Raw genomic sequence first — 18,893 nt, 5'->3', positions numbered from 1 at the left:
GGCTGGTTTGGGTGGCCGAATCGCGAACAACTATTTGCCTGTGTAATTTAAGCTCTCTGTAGGTCAGTGGTTCAGTGCGCTGGTGCAGGGGGTGATCAGGGTGCGCAACGGCAATAAATTCTATATCGCACAAGCTATGGCAATTAATGCCATAAAGCGCAATAGAGGTAATTGCTAAGTCGACCACTGCATTGGTAAGTAATTCGTTTGCGCCGTTAAGTACGCTTTCTATCAGTTCTATTTTTACCAGTGGGTATTGCTCATTAATATGGCTTAGCGCTTGGTACAATAAATGCTGCGGAAACACTTCATCTACTGCTATTTTTAATGTGCTTTCAATACCTTCGCTTAACGTATTAGCAACCGATTCTATTTTGCTGGCTTCATCTATTAAAAATTCTGCGCGGCGCAATATAAGCTGACCGTTTTCGGTTAAATACGCTTTACGGCCTTTTACTTCAAGCAATTTTACTTGCAGTGCCGACTCTAACTTTTGCACTGCATGGTGCACGGTTGATTGGCTTTTAAATACCGCGCTGCTAGCACCGGCAAACCCACCATGCTCTACAACAGCTTTAAACATTCTCCATTGCTCGAGTGTTGCCTTTGCCATTTTAAACCTTGTTACTACTTACTATTGATTAAACTACCTGACCGTGTAGACACTCTATTTATTGCGTAACTACTTATTTATTATTGGCAATAACCATTTTTTTGCTGCTCAGCAACGTCATAAACTCTTTTTTAGGCACTGGCTTTGAAAACAAATAACCTTGCCCGTAGTCGCATCCTGCTTTTAGTAGTAGTTGCATTTGTTGCTGCGTTTCAATCCCTTCGGCAATCACTTTTAAGCCAAGCTGGTGGGCCATTACAATAATGGCTTCACATAAAGCAAGCTCTTGGCTCCCTGCTTTAATATTATCAATAAAGCGTTTATCTATTTTTAGGTAATCGGTATCCATTTCTTGCAGGTACGCGAGCGATGAATAGCCGGTGCCAAAGTCATCTAGCGCTAATTGTACACCTGACTGGACTAATGTTTTTAAGCGACTTTGAGTTAGTGGCTCTGGGTTTACCATAAGACCTTCTGTGATCTCGGCCACAATAGAGGAGGCGGGTAGTTTGGCTGCTTTTAAAATCTCACACCAATCGTCAATTCCGCTATCGATTGTTGATAACTGCACAGGAGAGACATTTATACTAATTTGAAATTGCTCACCCATGGTGGTGTTTATTTCTTTTAGGGTGTGTATTGCTTGTGTAAATACAAATTGGCCCAGCGCATTTATTTGCCTAGTTTCCTCAGCAAGCGGTATAAACGTCGCCGGCGAGACTAACCCCTTTTTAGGGTGGTGCCAGCGAATAAGCCCTTCGGCTTTATGAATGTGCAAATCGTTTAATGCCACAATAGGCTGATAAAATAGCTCAAATTGTTCAAGCTCTATGGCGGAGCGTAAATCTTTTAATAGCTGCATACGCGCTTGCGCATGAATACGCATATCTTTTGAAAAAAACTCAAACCCATTACGGCCGTTATTTTTAGCTTTATACATGGCTTGGTCAGCAGCTTTTAATAGCAGCTCTGTACTTTGGCCATCGCTAGGTGCGCATGCAATGCCCATACTAGCGCTAATAAATAGCTCCTCGTTTTCAAGCTGTATACTTGATGAAAGGCTTTGCAATATATTGCTGGCAATTTGGTTTATATGGCGACTGCTTTTAACATGGTCGTATACAATCACAAACTCATCACCGCCAATACGCGCGACAAAACTGGCGTTTATTGCAGCTTGAATTATCCGTTGAGAAACTAACTTAAGTAGATTATCGCCATAATGATGGCCTAACGTGTCATTAATATCTTTAAAGTGATCAATATCGAGCAGCATCACAACAAGTTCGCATTTGTCGCCTGTTACTTCTTCAAAACGCTTATTTAAACGCTCTTTAAGCTCAAGCCTATTTGGTAAATCAGTTAAGTGGTCGAAGTGAGTTTTTCGCCATATGGTTTCATCGGCTTGTTTTTTTTCTGTTAGGTCGGTAAAAATGGCCACCCGGCGAGTAGGCATGTTTTTATCATCGTAAACGGTATCTATGATCAGAAACTCGGTATAGGTGTCGCCATTTTTTTTACGATTAATTATCTCACCCTGCCAACGGCCAGTTTCTCTGAGCTCTGCCCACATTTTTTCATAAAAAGCTTTTGAATGTTTGCCAGATGCTAAAATACGGCTGGTTTTACCTATCGCTTCTTCTTTGCTGTATTGGGTTGTTTCGCAAAACGCAGGGTTTACGTCATAAATAATGCCGTCGGGGTCTGTAATCATCATCCCTTCACTACTATTACTGTAAACAAGCGACGCTAAATGAAGTGCTTTTTCGTTGACCTTTTTCTGGCTTATATCTCTAAGAACAATAATGTATTCATTATTAGTGAGTGCATTGATTCTTGCCTCAAAAAAATGCTCTTTAGATTTTTTAAACAATGTAAACTCAATGGTTTGTGAACCCTCTAAAGTACCTAAATGAGAAAGCAGTAACTCTGCGTTGGCCTCAGAGAGTACATCAACTAATTTTAAAGCTTTGCCTGTCTCAACATTTAGCACAGGGCTAATATAGCCGCCAATATAAAGGATTTTGCCTTGGGCATTTATACGTATGTAGGTATCGGGTAAAGCATTTAATAAGCTCATTAACTCGTTGTGCTTATTTTTTAATTTAGCCTCTGCAGATAACCGGGTTTGTGCCATCACAGCAAAACGGTCATAAAGCGCGCGCAGCTCTGGGCTGTTAGGCTTTTTAATATGTTTGGGCATAGTGCCATTTGCCAGTTCATCTGTGGCTTTGGTTAAATTAGCGATAGGCTTAAATATACTTTGTTTAATTAAGCGCCTAGCTAGCAGCACCAACAGGGCAATAGCCGATAAAAACGCAAAAATGGTTTTAGCAAAGCTTTCATTCACTTTATTAATAAAGTCTTCAACCGAAACGGCTATATAAATATCTAAATTATTATCATGGCCGTCTTCGTATATAACTGAGCGGTGAAAAACCTGATTTTCGCCTTCTGCATTTTTAAACACGGTTAACGAGCTTTTATTGTGAAGTAAATCTATGTCGGTAATTTTTTGGCCTAAATTACGTGGTTGATTAGGGTAGTTGGCCAGTATTAAGCCGTTAGAGTCGGCAATAACGGCCTTGGCATTGTTAGGTAATTTAGCTTCGCTTAAGGCGATATTCCACCAATTCAATGCAATAACGGTAACCAGTGTGCCTTTTAGTTGGTTATTACTATCTATAATTGGGTAGGCAAAATTGACACTTTGCGCTTGAATACTTCGGTCGTATTGAAAATACCCTACCGAAAAACTTTTATTACTAATGGCATTTTGAAAATAAGTACGATCGCTAATATTAATATTTTTACTACGACCATTTGTCACGCACTGTAGGTCGCCGTTTTTATCAACAATACCTATATTTGCAATATTCTGGTGAAGGGCTTTTATTTCATAAAAATAGTTAGGGCAAGTTGTGGGGAGTGTTTCATTTTTTGCAGTTTTATCGGCTAAATAAATAGTAATACGTTTAACATCATCAACCATGATTTTTTGATGTTGTGTCAAGTGCTTAGCGATGTTTACTATTCTTTCTTCACTTTTTTCTATGGCAGCATCACGCTCATACCATAGCGTAAATACCGTCACAGCGGCGCCGGGAATACTAAGTAGGATGAGTAGCCTATACAGCTGACTTTTAAGCGATGAAGTAAAAATAAGTTTTCCTTAAGCTCTGCGTCCCTAAAAAGTGATTGTAGACATAAAAGCCAAAAATAACCATACAAAATATAGGGTTGCACTAAAAAGTTATTAGAAATCAGCTTAAGTCTGTGTTTTTAATCATGAAGCTTATTATGCCAAATAAACGAATTATCAAAATAAGCACTAAACTTTCTAAAAAATAGAATGTTTTGCTCGATTTAAAGACATAGTCGTATTGTTTTATGAATGCTTTAATAAGCTCATTAATTAATCTACTACAGTATTTTAAATATGAACATAGCAAAAGTGTTAACTGCTTACGCCACCCAAGATGGTGATGGTGTAAACATAAGTCGAATACCTGGTTTTGATGGCAAATATCTCGACCCTTTTTTAATGATTGATGAGCTAAAGTCTAACAATGAAAGTGACTATATTGGTGGCTTTCCACCGCACCCTCATCGCGGCATTGAAACCTTTACGTACATTATTAAAGGTGGCTTTGAACACCAAGATCAAATGGGTAACAAAAAAGCGATCCGATCTGGTGATGTACAATGGATGAGTACAGGTAGAGGCGTAATGCACAGTGAAATGCCACTGACAGATGCAAAAGAGGGGCTGCATGGCTTTCAAATTTGGATCAATATGCCCAGTGGCGAAAAAATGCGTGCGCCACGTTATCAAGATACTACACAAAATCCAGCGCCTGAAGTCACTAACAAGCACGGCGTGAGCTTTAAAGCTCTTGCGGGTAATTGGCAGTTTGAAGATTGTACGTTAACGTCGAGTTTGCAAAGCTTAGCGGCCAATGCTGCACTGGCCAATGTTACTCTCCCCGTTAATACACGCATGCAGTTAGCAGGGCTTAAACAACGTAAAGTGATGATTTATGTTCATACAGGTGAGCTTATTACAGGTGACGAGCAAACATTTAATGCTGGCAAGTTGCTTATATTAAGTGAAAACAGTGACATTGATATATCTTCACAAAAGGGGGCGGGGATACTTATTTTAGCGGGTAACCCACTTGAGCAACCTATTGCACATATGGGCCCATTTGTAATGACCACGCAAGAGGAAATTAAACAAGCGGTGCGTGATTATCAAAACGGTGAATTTGGCAACATTTAATAGTTAATTGAGGAGGTTATTATGGGTTTATTAGTTGATGGTCAATGGCAAGACAAATGGTACGACACCGACTCGAATAATGGTAAATTTAAACGCGAAGCAGCGCAGCTTCGTAATTGGATCACAGAAGATGGCAGCCCTGGACCTACAGGAAGTGGTGGGTTTAAAGCGCAAGCTAATCGCTACCACTTATATGTTGCCTTAGCGTGCCCGTGGGCGCATCGCACACTTATATTCAGACAGCTAAAAGGCCTAAGCGATATTATTAGCGTATCGGTAGTCAGCCCAGATATGTTAGATAAGGGGTGGAGCTTTGATAAAGATAACCTCAGTAGCGGCGATGATTTATTTAATAGTGAATACTTACATCAAATTTATACCAAGCACGATAAAAATTACAGTGGGCGAGTAACTGTGCCTGTGCTTTGGGATAAGCATCAAAATAAAATTGTTAGTAATGAATCTGCAGATATTATTCGTATGTTCAATACCGCATTTAATGAAATTACGAATAATACGGATGACTATTACCCAAAATCACTACAAGCTGATATTGATGAAATTAACGACCTTGTTTATACCAATATTAATAATGGGGTATATAAAGCGGGTTTTGCAACCACACAAACAGCATACGAAGATGCATTTACTGCGTTATTTAAAGCACTTGATAAAGTAGAAGACATACTAAGTAAAAATCGTTACCTGATGGGGAGCACATTAACTGAAGCGGATTGGCGTTTATTTACCACACTCATTCGGTTCGATAGCGTGTATGTAGGGCATTTTAAGTGTAATTTACGCACCATTGAAAGCTACCCAGCGCTGAGTAACTATGTACGTGAGTTATACCAATTAGAGGGAGTAGCCAGTACGGTTAACCTTGAGCATATTAAGCGGCATTACTATTTTAGCCACACAATGATCAACCCAACGCAAATTATACCAAAAGGGCCGGCGTTGAACTTTAGCCAAAACCATAATAGAGATGAGTTGGACTAAGAGGTATTAGAAGGCATTAAAGTAAGCGGCAATTGCACTTTTAAAAAAGCTTTTATAAATGCAATTGCTGCTATGCAAATAACTTTACCAGCCAGCCGTATTTTCGCACAAAGCTGGTTTCGCTTTTGCCAGCTTGAACCGTTGCTCCGGCTAAAAAGGCTGATGCCAGTCCTACCTTGGTGGCTGCAAAGCGCTTAAAGCGATACTTTATTGCTGCATGGTGCTGGCGTTTTAATGCATGCTGTAAATCCATTTGCTTATTTAACGTGTCAACGTTCTCATTGGGTTCTTTAATTAGAAAATTAACGAGCATGGTTATTTCCTTATAGATTTAAAAGTTGCTTTAAACTTTTAATCGTTTTACTAAAGCCAATTTTATTGCTTAGGTATACGGTATTTCGCCAAAGCCAAATTAAACAAATTATTTGCGCGAGTGCAGCAGTAGCAAAGCTAAGCCAAACCGAGCCAAATAAATCATATACACCGTAGCCAATTGCACCTAATAAGCCGGCCCACAACAAAATCAAACCACTGGCAAAACATCCTAAAAATATAGTGATCAACGCCATTGATCGTAACGACAGCTTCCACTCAGCCTTTGCAAGTTGGTGGGTAAGCTTTCCTTGCGTTTTATAATCCTCCTTGAGCTGGTCAGAGTATTCAATGATCTTTGCTATATGATCCTGCCAATCATCCTTTTGGCTAGGGTCATCTGTTGTTTGATTTTGAGCATTACCGTCCGTGGTTGCTGTTGTTTGTGAGCTACTCATTATTTATTACTTACGACGAAATAGTGACGTTACAAGCATACCCGCCGCAAAAGCAATACCCGCTGTTGCTAGCGGATTTTCTGAGGCAAAAGCACGCGTTTTTGCGCTGCACTCAGTTAGTTTTTCACGAGCAATAAGTTGTTTTTCGCTTAGTGCTTCTGCAGAGCTTGAAGCGCCTTTACGTACGCTTGACTCAGCAACTGATGCCTTGCTTGAAAGTGCATCTACTGCATCGTGTGCTACAGACGTTGCTTTTTCAGTCAACGGTGCCTCACTCTCTTTTTGTTTAAGATCAGGTTTCATGTTTGTTTCAGTATTCGGTTTTGTATTTGTTGCAGTAGCCATAATCAATCCTTAATAAATAAAATAAAAAAATTTAACTGGTGCTATAGCAGATGCAACGATTAAACCAACCATTAAAAATAATTTAACCACTTGATTTTATTGTTTTTATATATTTAAGGTAGGGTGCGTTAGATTAAATAAAAAGCAGCATGAAGTAAGTATTGCTGCTGTGCTAAGTAAATTTTACATGCCTATAAACCTAGGGCCTGTTTACCTTTCGAGATTTAATTTGCAGCAGTCTGTTTGGGATTTAGGCAAGGTAGAGCCTATGTAGTGTGGTTATTCCCCATAAATAGGCGATAACGACGTATAAATGTCAAACAGGCGCTGCCCGAAGGGTTCTGCCTAGGGGGCATTTACTCTTTGTTACTCGGTTTTTACTTAGCCCACTAGGTTACAAACCTCACGCCGCGATTAAATACCCCCTAGATTGAACAAATTATAATCCTTAAAGGTCAACAGGCCCTAGATTCATTTTTTTGTAATTATTCATTGATTATTCAGTAAGCAAATTATGTAAACCAAACGTTATTAGCAACGCTTTAAAAAAATTTTATCTACTACCTCCACTTTTTCCCACGTAATTCAATCGCTTTGCGTAAAGCCTTATTTTTTCTAGCTTAGCGAGACGTTAAAGCTGGTCAGCTTACTTGACAAAAAGGCTTGTCAAGCCCTAAACTGGAGCACTGTGGTAAAAAGTGGTTTTTAGTGGATCTAACTGGATCAAATTAATCGAAACTCGATTACACAATTTAAAAGTAGGCTTTTTATGTTTCGTGGCGCTAGTTCACTGAGCTTGGATGATAAAGGACGTTTTGCGGTACCGACTAAGTACCGAGACGCTTTGCTGTCTGAAGATCAAGGAACGGTAATATGTACCATTGCGCTAAACGAGCCGTGTTTATGGTTGTATCCTCTTGCACAGTGGCAAGAAATAGAAAGCCGCTTATCTAAAATCTCTAATATGAATCCACGCGCTCGCCGAATGCAACGTATGTTGTTAGGTAATGCCACAGAGTATCAACTTGATAAAAATGGTCGAATTTTGCTGGCGCCTTCATTGCGTAGCCACGCAGAACTTGGCAAAAAGATCATGCTAGTTGGTTTAATGAATAAATTTGAAATTTGGGATGAAGCGCGTTGGCACGAACAAATGCGCCAAGACACTGAGCTGGAAAGGCTCGGCGATTTTGAAGCAAACCAAGATTTAGATAATTTCACACTCTAACGGCACTAAAAAAGGCAAACACAAGCTAATGACTGCGCAATTTGAACACGTATCCGTATTAATGGACGAAACCATCGATGCTCTTGCAATTAAGCCAGACGGCATATACATGGATGGTACTTTTGGACGTGGCGGACACTCAGGTCAAATACTTGCTCGACTTGGTGAGCAAGGGCGTTTACAGGCCATTGATCAAGACCCACAAGCAATAAAGTCGGCTGAAAAATTTGCCGATGACGCACGCTTTGCTATAGCTCACACCCGCTTTTCTAACTTATACGATGTTGCAGAGCAAAACGATCTGTTAGGTAAAGTTGATGGCATTTTATTAGATATTGGCGTGTCCTCCCCCCAACTTGATGACGCAGAGCGTGGCTTTAGCTTTATGAAGGACGGCCCTCTTGATATGCGCATGGACCCAACAAGTGGGCGCAGTGCAGCGCAGTGGCTAGCCGAAGCTGAGCTTGAAGACATTACCCATGTAATTAAAACCTACGGTGAAGAAAAATTTGGTAAGCGTATTGCCCACAAAGTACTTGAGGTAAGAGAGCACACGCCAATTACCACAACTAAGCAACTTGCCGATTTAGTCGATGAAGCGGTGCCCGTTAAAGATAAATTTAAACACCCAGCCACACGTACATTTCAGGCAATCAGAATTTACATAAACAGTGAACTGGAAGAAATTCAAACCGCACTGCAAGCCGCTGTAAAAGTATTAAAGCCAGGTGGACGTTTAGTGGTTATTTCGTTTCATTCACTTGAAGACAGAATAGTGAAGCAATTTATTAGAAAACAGAGTAAGGGAGAAGCGATACCCAGAGGTCTGCCTTTAACCGACGCACAAATAAATAAAAACCTGACGTTAAAAGCAGTGGGTAAAGCTATTAAACCAAGTGCTGAAGAAATTGAGCGTAATCCACGCTCTCGCAGCTCAGTACTTAGGATTGCACAGAGGCTTGGATGAACAATAAAGCGAATCATCGCCAACCCAATTTATTTTTAGAAATATTAAAAGGCCTAGGAGCTAACAAGCTAACCTCGGCCTTGTTGGTTGTGATATTCGCTTCAAGCTTTGCAGTAGTACAGGTTACGCACTCGGCTCGCGCGCAGCTAATTAAGCAAGATACGCTGCTACAAGAGCGAGATGAGCTCGACCTTGAATGGCGTTATTTACTTGTAGAAGAAGAGTTTTATTCGCAGCATGCGCGCATTGAAGAAGTTGCTACCACGCAGCTTCAAATGAAGCGCCCTACCAGTCAGGATGAACAGGTAATAATAATACAATGAGAAATCGCGGCAAAAAACAGGTCAATAACTTAATCACATGGCGCTTTATGTTGGTGTGCACTGTGGTGTTTTTAGTGTTTGTAACACTGGTGTCGCGTGCTGCCTATTTACAAGTTATTGAGCCAGATAAAGCCCGTTCAGAAAGCGATAAACGCACCGTTCGTGTAGAAAAACTACATGTACAACGCGGTATGATCTTCGATCGTCAAGGCAAAGAGCTTGCTGTAAGTGTGCCTGTAGTCAGTGTGTATGCCGATCCTAAAGCATTGCATAAGTCACTTGTTGCTAAAGTTATAAAACAAGCACGTAAAAACGGTGAAGATCATAAAACGCTTGCAGAAAATGCCGCTGAGCTTGATAAGCGTACTTCTGTTTATTATGAAAATGATCTGCGTTGGCGTGAGCTGGCAGATGTATTACGTATCGAGCCTAAAAAAATAAATTCGCGTTTATTAAATGATCCCACCCGTCGTTTTGTGTATTTAAAGCGCCAAGTTACACCGGCGGTTGCCAACTACATTAGCCAATTACGCTTACCTGGTATTCATTTGTTAGATGAGTCTAAACGTTATTACCCTGCAGGAGAGGTAACGGCCCACATTATTGGTTTTACAAACATTGATGGAAAAGGCATAGAAGGCATTGAAAAACTCTACGAAAATGCCTTAACAGGGGAAGAAGGCCGCCGCACTATTCGTAAAGATGCCCAAGGCCGCGAAGTTGAAGTATTAGATGAGCGTGAGCGTGTAGAGCCTGAAAATATTCAGCTGAGTATTGATCAACGTATCCAAGCAATTGCTTATAAAGCAGTAAAATCTGCTGTACTCACATATAAAGCGACATCGGGGTCGGCCATGGTGGTTGATGTTAAAACCGGTGAAGTTTTGGCCATGGTAAATAGCCCATCATTTAATCCAAATAATTTGAACGATGCACAACCACATAAACGCCGTAACCGCGCAATTACCGATTTGTTTGAACCAGGCTCAACCGTTAAGCCACTAGCCATTTTAGCTGGGCTAGACTACGGCGCAATTAAAGCCGACGACACCATTGATACCTACCCAGGTTGGATGCGTTTAGGCGGCAGTTTAGTAAAAGATACCCGTAACCACGGTGAAATGACGCTTCGCGAAATTTTAAAGTATTCATCAAACATGGGCGTGGCGAAGGTAACGCAGCAAGTACCTAAAGATTACTTAGTTGGCTTATATCAAAAAGTGGGCTTTGGTAGCGATACCGGCACAGGCATGGTTGGCGAAAGTAGTGGTTTATTTTATCCAAACCGCCGCTGGTCTGACTTTGAAATTGCCACGTTATCGTTTGGTTATGCTATTTCGGTAAGTACGGCGCAAATGGCCCGTTTTTACACCATGTTAGGCGCCGGTGGGATTAATCGTCCGTTAACGATTTTAAAGCAAGACGGTGTGCCAGAAGGCGAGCGTATTTTTAAACAAAAAGACGTAGAAGCCGTTGTTCACATGATGGAAAGCGTGTTTGAAAAAGACGGTACAGCCCGAAACATAAAAGTAGATGGCTACCGCGCGGCAGGCAAAACCGGTACTTCTAAAAAGGCGGTTGCTGGTGGTTACGGTGATGAATACGTAGGTTATTTTGCAGGTGTAGCACCGGCAAGTAATCCACGCTTGGCTGTGGTAGTGATGATAAATGAGCCCGGTGGCGATGTGTACTATGGAGGTGCCACCGCAGGCCCTGCATTTGCAGAAATCGTCTCTAACGCATTAAGAATATTAAACGTAGCCCCTGATAAAGAAGAAGTGGCTTACGTAAAAGGTAAAGATAACGATGCGTGATTTAAAGGCTATTTTAAAATACATCGACATAGATGCACCTTCGCAGCTAGTTAAAGATTTACGCCTTGATAGCCGGGATGTAACCCCTGGCGATGTATTTGTGGCTATAAAAGGCCATGCGCTTGATGGCGGACAGTTTATTGCCAAAGCAATTGAAAACGGCGCTACAGCCATTATTGCCGATAGACTGTGCGAATTTGATGTCACTTTTGAGCCACTGTATTTAGTAACTGAGCTTGATAAAAAACTCCCAGAACTGGCGAGTCAATTTTATCAAAACCCAAGCCAATCTCTCGATTTAATTGGTGTAACGGGCACTAATGGAAAATCTACAACAACGGCTATGATGGCGCATTTAGCGCAGTTTTGTAGTACCCCTTCGGCCATTATAGGCACATTAGGTTATGGCCACCCCGATACACTTACGCCACTTATTAATACCACGCCTTCGGCTGTTGACTTGCAGCACATATTGCATCACTTAAAACAGCAGCATAAAAAGCTTGTGGCGATGGAGGTTTCATCGCACGGGTTAGTGCAACAGCGTGTGGCACAATGCCAATTTAAAGCGGCGGTATTTACTAATTTATCGCGCGATCACCTTGATTACCATGGCGATATGGCAAGTTATGGCGACGCCAAGCTTATGCTGTTTCGCGATTTTGACCCACAGTTAGTGGTGCTAAATCAAGACGATGGGCAAGCAGAGCAATGGCTTGAAAAATACAGTTTTAATAATCTCATTTGTTATGGTCGTAAAAATTTAGCACCTAAAAATGCACAGTATGTGTATTTTTCTGATGTTGAGTATTCTAAAAATGGTATTTCGGCGCAATTGAGCACAAGTTGGGGTGATATTAGCGTAACATCGCCTCTATTTGGTGAGTTTAACTTATATAATTTAACTGCGGCACTGGCAACATTGTTGGGGCTAGGTTATCCGCTTGAGCAGTTAGCCGCCGGATGCGCGCATTTGCACCCCGTTGCTGGGCGTATGCAAGCGTTTAGCGAAGTTAATTTACCCACGTGCGTTGTTGATTACGCCCATACGCCTGATGCGCTTGCTCTGGCTTTACAAGCATTGCAAAAGCATGTGCCTGGTGGGGTTAGTTGTGTTTTCGGTTGTGGCGGCGATAGAGATAAAGGTAAGCGTGCCTTAATGGCGCAAGCAGCAGAGCAAAATGCAGATAAGGTTATTGTTACCAGCGACAATCCGCGTTCAGAAAACCCAGATGCTATTTTGGCAGATGTGGCAGCGGGTTTATCGCAGCCTGAAAAAGCCCATTTAGAGGCTGACAGAGCAAAAGCCATTCGCTATGCAATAGAAAATGCAAATGCGGATGACGTTATTTTAATTGCCGGCAAAGGCCACGAGGATTACCAAATTATTGGCGATCAACGTATCGACTTTTGCGATCGCAGTTATGTAAAAGAACAACTAAAAAAAGCAGTAAGAGGGATAACTCAATGATCCCAATGGACTTTGATTGGCTGGCAAATGTGCTAGCAACCGATTATCAAGGTGATAATCTCAATGTAGTAAATATTAATACCGATACCCGCAGCATTTGCGATGGTGAGGTGTTTTTAGCTTTAAAAGGCCCTAATTTTGATGGCCATAAGTTTATTGCTGACGCTAAACAAAAAGGCGCTATTGGCGTTATTGTTCAGCATAAAGTAGATGTAGATATTGTGCAGTTTGTTGTTAGCGATACCCGTATTGCATTAGGTAATATAGGTGCGGCGGTTATGGCGCAGGTTAACCCTAAAACCATTGCCATTACGGGCAGCGTGGGTAAAACAACGGTAAAAGAAATGTGCGCCGCTATTTTATCGGTGCACGGAGATGTGCTTGCTACAAAAGGTAATTTTAATAACGATATTGGCGTACCACTTACGCTATTACGTTTAGAGCCGCAGCACCGTTTTGCTGTTATAGAGCTTGGCGCTAATCATTTAGGCGAAATTGCTTACACTACCGCCATGGCAAAACCCGATGTAGCTGTGGTGTGTAATGTGGCCGCTGCGCATTTAGAAGGCTTTGGTAGTCTAATGGGAGTTGCTAAGGCAAAAGGTGAGATTTTTGATGGCCTAAAAGACGATGGCGTTGCCATTGTTAACTGCGATAGCGAATTTAGCCAATACTGGCTTGATAAATTAAAAGGGCGCACTGTTAAGTGTTTTTCAAGTACTGAAAAACTTGATATTTGGGCTGAAAATATCAGCCTAGACGAAAACGCTCGCGCAAGCTTTTTATTGTGTACACAAGATCGAAAAGTACCAGTAACGCTTGCTCTTCCTGGTAAGCACAACGTGAGCAATGCGCTTATTGCCGCGGCTTTAACCAGCGAGTTTGATGTATCACTTGAAGAGATAGCCACCGCACTTGCCACCATGGGCGATGTTAAGGGGCGTGTAAACTTAATAAAAGTAAGTGATTCACTGACCGTTATTGATGATACCTACAATGCAAATGTTAAGTCGGTAAAAGCTGCCATTGATTTATTAAGTGATATTCAAGGGCACCGTATTTTAGCACTGGGCGATATGGGAGAGCTTGGTGAACAAGCCAGAACTTATCATCAAGAAGTAGGCGAATACGCAAAACAACAAGGCATTGATGAGCTGTATACGCTGGGTGTGTTAAGTAAATACGCAAGCGATGTATTTGATAAGCCAAACCGTCATTTTTCTAACCGCGAAGAGATGCTCAAGCAAATTCAAACCAGTCTTAATAACACAAACAATAAAACCACGCTTGTGGTGAAAGGATCGCGCAGTTCTCGCATGGAATTATTAGTAACCGATTTAGTAAATGGCCAGCAACAAGCCATCAATGGAGTATCATAATGTTAGTTTGGCTGGCAGAGTATTTAACCCAATATTACAGTGGCTTTAATGTTTTTTCGTATTTAACCCTACGTGCCATTTTAGGCATATTAACAGCGTTAATGATGTCGCTTTATTTTGGCCCTAAGCTCATTCGTTCGTTACAAAAAATGCAAATTGGCCAAGTAGTGCGTGATGATGGCCCAGAATCTCACTTATCTAAAAAAGGCACTCCTACTATGGGGGGCTTACTTATTTTAGGCGCCATATTTACCAGCACCTTATTATGGGCTGACTTATCAAACAAATACGTATGGGCAACCTTATTTGTAATTGGCTCATTAGGTTTAGTGGGCTTTATAGACGACTACCGCAAAGTAATACGCAAAGACCCTAAAGGGTTAATTGCTAAATGGAAGTATTTTTGGCAATCGGTTATTGCTCTAGTGGTGGCAACTGCACTGTATGCAACGAGTACACAAGCGTCAGAAACCTCACTTGTTGTGCCATTTTTTAAAGATGTATTGCCACAATTAGGCTTGTTTTACATTGTAATTACTTACTTTGCATTAGTAGGCACTTCAAACGCGGTAAACCTGACTGATGGCTTAGATGGCCTGGCGATTGTGCCGACTATTTTAGTGGCGGCAGCACTTGCCATAATTGCTTATTTAACCGGTAATATTAACTTTTCGGCTTACTTACATATCCCGCATTTACCGCTTGCTAGTGAGCTGGTGGTTGTGTGTACCGCTATTGTTGGCGCTGGGTTAGGCTTTTTATGGTTTAACACATACCCAGCACAAGTGTTTATGGGTGATGTAGGGTCGCTCGCACTTGGCGGCGCGCTGGGCATTATTGCTATTTTAGTACGCCAAGAGCTACTGCTTATTATTATGGGTGGTGTGTTTGTAATGGAAGCTTTATCGGTAATTTTACAAGTGGGCTCATACAAATTACGCGGACAGCGCATTTTTAGAATGGCGCCGATTCATCATCATTACGAGCTAAAAGGTTGGCCAGAGCCACGTGTTATTGTGCGCTTTTGGATAATTTCAATTGTGCTAGTACTTGCTGGCCTTGCGACATTAAAGATTCGATAAATGCAGTATTTAAACGAGATAAAAAACAAACATATAACAGTGCTCGGACTCGGTGTAACCGGTTTGGGCATTGTGCGTTTTTTATTATCTCATGGTTTTGCACCCAAGGTCGTTGATAGCCGGGTTGCGCCACCAGGTATGGATTGGCTAAGCGAGCATGCTCCTGAGCTTAATACGCATTTTGGTGATTTAGCTAGCGCCGCGCTTTGTAAAACCGACATGATCATCATAAGCCCCGGGCTTAGCTTAAAAATTCCCGCAATTGTTCAAGCAATAGAGTCAGGCATTGAAGTAATTGGTGATGTAGAGCTGTTTGCTCGTATAAATACAAAACCGGTTGTTGCTGTTACAGGCTCTAATGGTAAATCAACCGTTGTTACCTTGGCCTACGAGGTATTAAAAGCAGCAGGTTATAAGGTGGCATTAGGTGGCAATATTGGCACTGCGGTATTGGATTTACTAAGCGATGATTTTGATGTGTATGTGCTGGAGCTTTCGAGTTTTCAGCTGGATACCTGCTCAAGCTTAAAACCAATAAGCGCAGCGGTATTAAATATATCTGAAGATCATTTAGATCGTTACGACAGCTACCAAGCCTATATCGACTCTAAATTAAGTATTTATAACAATGCTGAGCTTTTAGTAACCAACGCAGATGATATTCAAACTAAGCCTATTAGTCGCGCTTTAGCGCCGCAAATGAGCTTTGGCACCGACCATGGTGATTACCACTTAGCTGAGCGCAATAATGAGCTGCACTTTATAGTAAAAGGCGAGGCGTACTTACCTGTTAGCACGCTTACGGTCGTTGGTAAGCACAATTACTTAAATACACTTGCGGTTATGGCGTTATTAAGCCCGTTTGATATTAGTAAAGAGCAGTACGCAGCGGCGCTTTCTCAATTCAATGGTTTAGCGCACCGTTGCCAGTTTGTTGTTGAGCAACATGGTGTTCAATACTTTAACGACTCTAAAGCCACCAATGTTGGCGCCACTATAGCGGCAATAGATAGTTTGGCCTCAGATCACGAAAACCTGATTGTTATAGCCGGTGGTGATGCTAAAGGCGCTGATTTAAGTGCGTTAAAGCCATATATTAAAAGTCATGTAAAAGCGCTTGTATGCTTTGGTAAAGATGCAGCAGAGCTTGCTGCTTTAACGAGTAAATCGCACTTGGTAAACACAATGCAAGAGGCGGTATCGCTCGCTAAAGTACTTAGCAAGCGCAGTGACATTGTATTACTTGCGCCTGCCTGTGCCAGCATTGATATGTATAACAACTACATGCAACGCGGTGATGACTTTGTGCAATGTGTAATGGAAGGGCAATTATGATTGCCTTTGCCGATTTAAAAGAAACACTCATCCCAAAACCCTCAGCACAGCTTTACGATGTGCCACTGCTTTATTGCATGTTAATGCTTATAGGGGTGGGCTTTATAATGGTGACCAGCGCCTCAATGCCCACAGCCGAAAGGCTGTTTGATAACTCATACCATATTACCATTCGCCACAGCATGTTTTTAGCGATGGCATTTGTTTTATTTTGGATTGCAGCCAGCGTGCCTATGGATTGGTGGAAACGCTCAAACCCGTATTTGTTGCTGCTTGGTATGGTGCTACTTATTGCTGTGTTAATAATAGGCCGCGAAGTCAACGGCGCTAAGCGTTGGATACCCATTGGGCCTGTTGGTTTTCAGGTGGCCGAGGCCGCTAAATTATACTTTTTCAGTTATATAGCAGGCTACTTGGTAAGAAAGCGCGAAGAAGTACAAGAAAATATTAAAGGCTTTGCTAAGCCTATCGCTGTATTCGCGGTATATGCCTTACTTATTTTACTGCAGCCCGATTTAGGAACCGTGGTGGTTATGTTTGTAACAACTGTGGGGTTGTTATTTTTGGCCGGCGCAAAGTTATGGCAATTTTTTGTACTTATTTTAACGGGCGTAGGGCTTGTTGTATTACTGATTATTGTAGAGCCATACAGAATGGCGCGAGTGGTGGGCTTTTTAGACCCTTGGGAAGACCCATTTGGTAAAGGGTATCAGTTAGTGCAGTCGCTTATGGCCTACAGCCAAGGTGGCTGGTTTGGCCAAGGGTTAGGTAACAGCGTGCAAAAGTTACAGTATTTACCCGAGGCGCATAACGATTTTATTTTTGCCGTTATAGGTGAAGAGCTAGGCCTTGTAGGTGTAGCAAGTATTTTATGTGTGTTGGCTGTGTTTGTATTTAGGGCGCTTTTAATAGGCCAACAAGCTTTAAAATGTGGCAAAGAATACGAAGGCTATTTTGCGTTTGCTATTGGCATTTGGTTTGCGTTTCAAACCATGGTTAATGTAGGCGCCAGTGCAGGGTTATTACCGACTAAAGGGTTAACCTTGCCGTTTATTTCGTATGGTGGTTCAAGTTTATTAATAATGACGATTGCCACCGGTATTTTATTGCGTGTTGATTTTGAAACTAAAATGGCAACCAAACAAGCCACCTCACGCGGAGGTAAGCGATGAGTAAAAAATTAGTAGTTGTGGCCGGTGGTACAGGTGGGCATATATTCCCAGGTATTGCTGTAGCCGATTATTTAAAAGAGCAAGGCTGGCAAGTAAGCTGGATAGGCACGCCAGATAGAATGGAAGCGGATGTTGTACCAAAGCATAACATTGAGATTGATTTTATTAATGTAAAAGGCGTACGCGGCAATGGCTTAAAGCGTCTTATTAAAGCCCCATTCATGGTACTTAATGCAATATTGCAGGCGCGTAAGGTATTGAAATATCAGCAACCAGATGTAGTGCTTGCTATGGGTGGCTATGTAACCGGGCCAACCGGCATTGCCGCTAAAAGTTTAGGCATTCCACTGGTGATTCATGAGCAAAATGCAGTGGCAGGAATGAGCAACAAGTGGTTGGCAAAATTTGCTAACAGAGTACTTGCTGCGTTTCCAAGCGCCTTTGCACCAGGGCAAGCCGAATTAGTCGGTAACCCAGTACGTGCAAGCGTTGCTAATGTAGCTAAACGTGATGTTTCAAGCCCTATTAATATTTTAGTGGTGGGAGGCTCGCTAGGCGCACAAGTGCTTAACCAAACACTGCCAGAGGCGTTTAATTTACTTGCTAAAACAGCGCCAATTAAAATGTGGCACCAAACAGGTAAAGGCCATATTGAGGGCGTGAAAAGTGAGTATGCGAAAAGCAACATTGCAGATGAAGACCTAAAAGTTGCTGAATTTATAGATGATATGGACGCCGCCTACGCGTGGGCCGATATTGTTATTTGCCGTGCTGGTGCACTGACTGTTAGTGAAATTGCCGCCGCGGGTAAAATGGCTGTGTTTGTGCCGTTTCCACATGCGGTAGATGATCATCAAACCGCCAACGCAAAATATTTAGTAACCGCAAATGGCGCGCTTTTAATGCCTCAGCCGCAGTTTAATAAAGATTCAATAGTTGAGCTATTAAACCCGTATTTGGCAAAGCCTATATTAATTAAACAAATGGCCAGCAATGCTAAGCAGCAAGCCATTTTAGATGCCACAGCAAGCGTTGCTTCGCACTGTGAGCAAGTAACAAATAAGAGAAAATAAGTGAAAGATAAGTCAATACAAGAACAACAAACTCGAC

General features: G+C 41.8%; 17 protein-coding genes. 12 read left to right on the top strand and 5 right to left on the bottom strand.

Translation table 11 applies throughout. The features are described from left to right. Window positions 1-613: LysR family transcriptional regulator (locus tag L650_RS0118930; RefSeq protein ID WP_029774069.1), on the bottom strand; the 613-nt coding region annotated here is incomplete at its 3' end. 73 nt (window positions 614-686) lie between these two features. Further along, window positions 687-3,707: an EAL domain-containing protein gene (locus L650_RS0118925; RefSeq protein ID WP_085065532.1), complete on the bottom strand. Its 3,021-nt coding sequence runs from the start codon at window positions 3,705-3,707 to the stop codon at window positions 687-689. Window positions 3,708-4,052: 345 nt separating this feature from the next. Here L650_RS0118925 and L650_RS0118920 point away from each other — a divergent pair, with 345 nt between their 5' ends. Both L650_RS0118920 and L650_RS0118915 read left to right on the top strand, forming a co-directional pair. After that, entirely contained in the window at window positions 4,053-4,895 is an 843-nt protein-coding gene (locus L650_RS0118920) for a pirin family protein (RefSeq protein WP_029774067.1), read from the top strand. 21 nt (window positions 4,896-4,916) lie between these two features. Beyond that, window positions 4,917-5,897 carry a glutathione S-transferase family protein gene (locus tag L650_RS0118915; RefSeq protein ID WP_029774066.1) on the top strand — a complete coding sequence of 327 codons (981 nt, stop codon included), beginning with the start codon at window positions 4,917-4,919 and terminating at the stop codon, window positions 5,895-5,897. 70 nt (window positions 5,898-5,967) lie between these two features. Here L650_RS0118915 and L650_RS0118910 read toward each other — a convergent pair whose 3' ends face one another. Genes L650_RS0118910 through L650_RS0118900 form a run of 3 tightly spaced genes read right to left on the bottom strand, consistent with a single transcriptional unit; the run spans window position 5,968 to window position 7,012 of the window. After that, window positions 5,968-6,210, bottom strand: a complete 243-nt coding sequence (locus L650_RS0118910; RefSeq protein WP_004589129.1) for a hypothetical protein — start codon at window positions 6,208-6,210, stop codon at window positions 5,968-5,970. A 10-nt stretch (window positions 6,211-6,220) separates the two neighbouring features. After that, on the bottom strand, window positions 6,221-6,667 hold the full coding sequence (locus L650_RS0118905) for a hypothetical protein (RefSeq protein ID WP_004589130.1): 447 nt from the start codon (window positions 6,665-6,667) through the stop codon (window positions 6,221-6,223). Between the two features lie 6 nt (window positions 6,668-6,673). Then, window positions 6,674-7,012 carry a hypothetical protein gene (locus L650_RS0118900; RefSeq protein WP_004589131.1) on the bottom strand — a complete coding sequence of 113 codons (339 nt, stop codon included), beginning with the start codon at window positions 7,010-7,012 and terminating at the stop codon, window positions 6,674-6,676. Between the two features lie 769 nt (window positions 7,013-7,781). Here L650_RS0118900 and mraZ point away from each other — a divergent pair. Genes mraZ through murG form a run of 10 tightly spaced genes read left to right on the top strand, consistent with a single transcriptional unit; the run spans window position 7,782 to window position 18,856 of the window. Further along, entirely contained in the window at window positions 7,782-8,240 is a 459-nt protein-coding gene (gene mraZ / locus L650_RS0118895) for a division/cell wall cluster transcriptional repressor MraZ (protein ID WP_004589407.1), read from the top strand. 28 nt (window positions 8,241-8,268) lie between these two features. Then, window positions 8,269-9,207, top strand: coding sequence for a 16S rRNA (cytosine(1402)-N(4))-methyltransferase RsmH (gene rsmH / locus L650_RS0118890; RefSeq protein ID WP_004589408.1), 939 nt, complete (start codon window positions 8,269-8,271; stop codon window positions 9,205-9,207). Further along, entirely contained in the window at window positions 9,204-9,530 is a 327-nt protein-coding gene (gene ftsL, locus L650_RS0118885) for a cell division protein FtsL (RefSeq protein ID WP_029774065.1), read from the top strand. The genes rsmH and ftsL overlap by 4 nt, the downstream gene beginning before the upstream one ends. Beyond that, window positions 9,527-11,344: a penicillin-binding transpeptidase domain-containing protein gene (locus tag L650_RS0118880; protein WP_029774064.1), complete on the top strand. Its 1,818-nt coding sequence runs from the start codon at window positions 9,527-9,529 to the stop codon at window positions 11,342-11,344. Before ftsL ends, L650_RS0118880 begins: the two co-directional genes overlap by 4 nt. Next, window positions 11,337-12,815, top strand: coding sequence for a UDP-N-acetylmuramoyl-L-alanyl-D-glutamate--2,6-diaminopimelate ligase (murE, locus tag L650_RS0118875; protein ID WP_029774063.1), 1,479 nt, complete (start codon window positions 11,337-11,339; stop codon window positions 12,813-12,815). Before L650_RS0118880 ends, murE begins: the two co-directional genes overlap by 8 nt. Next, the gene (locus L650_RS0118870; protein ID WP_029774062.1) at window positions 12,812-14,194 is read left to right on the top strand and encodes a UDP-N-acetylmuramoyl-tripeptide--D-alanyl-D-alanine ligase; all 1,383 of its coding nucleotides are present in this window, start codon (window positions 12,812-12,814) and stop codon (window positions 14,192-14,194) included. Before murE ends, L650_RS0118870 begins: the two co-directional genes overlap by 4 nt. Continuing rightward, a complete protein-coding gene (gene mraY, locus L650_RS0118865) occupies window positions 14,194-15,276 on the top strand; it encodes a phospho-N-acetylmuramoyl-pentapeptide-transferase (protein ID WP_004589413.1) in 1,083 nt (360 codons plus the stop codon). Before L650_RS0118870 ends, mraY begins: the two co-directional genes overlap by 1 nt. Continuing rightward, window positions 15,277-16,611 carry a UDP-N-acetylmuramoyl-L-alanine--D-glutamate ligase gene (gene murD, locus L650_RS0118860; RefSeq protein ID WP_029774061.1) on the top strand — a complete coding sequence of 445 codons (1,335 nt, stop codon included), beginning with the start codon at window positions 15,277-15,279 and terminating at the stop codon, window positions 16,609-16,611. Next, entirely contained in the window at window positions 16,608-17,783 is a 1,176-nt protein-coding gene (gene ftsW, locus L650_RS0118855; protein ID WP_029774060.1) for a cell division protein FtsW, read from the top strand. Before murD ends, ftsW begins: the two co-directional genes overlap by 4 nt. Beyond that, complete coding sequence (murG, locus tag L650_RS0118850) at window positions 17,780-18,856, top strand: undecaprenyldiphospho-muramoylpentapeptide beta-N-acetylglucosaminyltransferase (protein WP_029774059.1); 1,077 nt, start codon at window positions 17,780-17,782, stop codon at window positions 18,854-18,856. Before ftsW ends, murG begins: the two co-directional genes overlap by 4 nt. The last annotated feature ends 37 nt before the right edge of the window (window positions 18,857-18,893 follow it).

The sequence above is a fragment of the Pseudoalteromonas sp. TB51 genome (genome assembly GCF_000498055.1).
Classification (GTDB): Bacteria; Pseudomonadota; Gammaproteobacteria; order Enterobacterales; family Alteromonadaceae; genus Pseudoalteromonas; species Pseudoalteromonas atlantica.
Note: the sequence above shows the minus strand (reverse complement) of the source record. Positions and strands in the feature narration are given on the sequence as shown.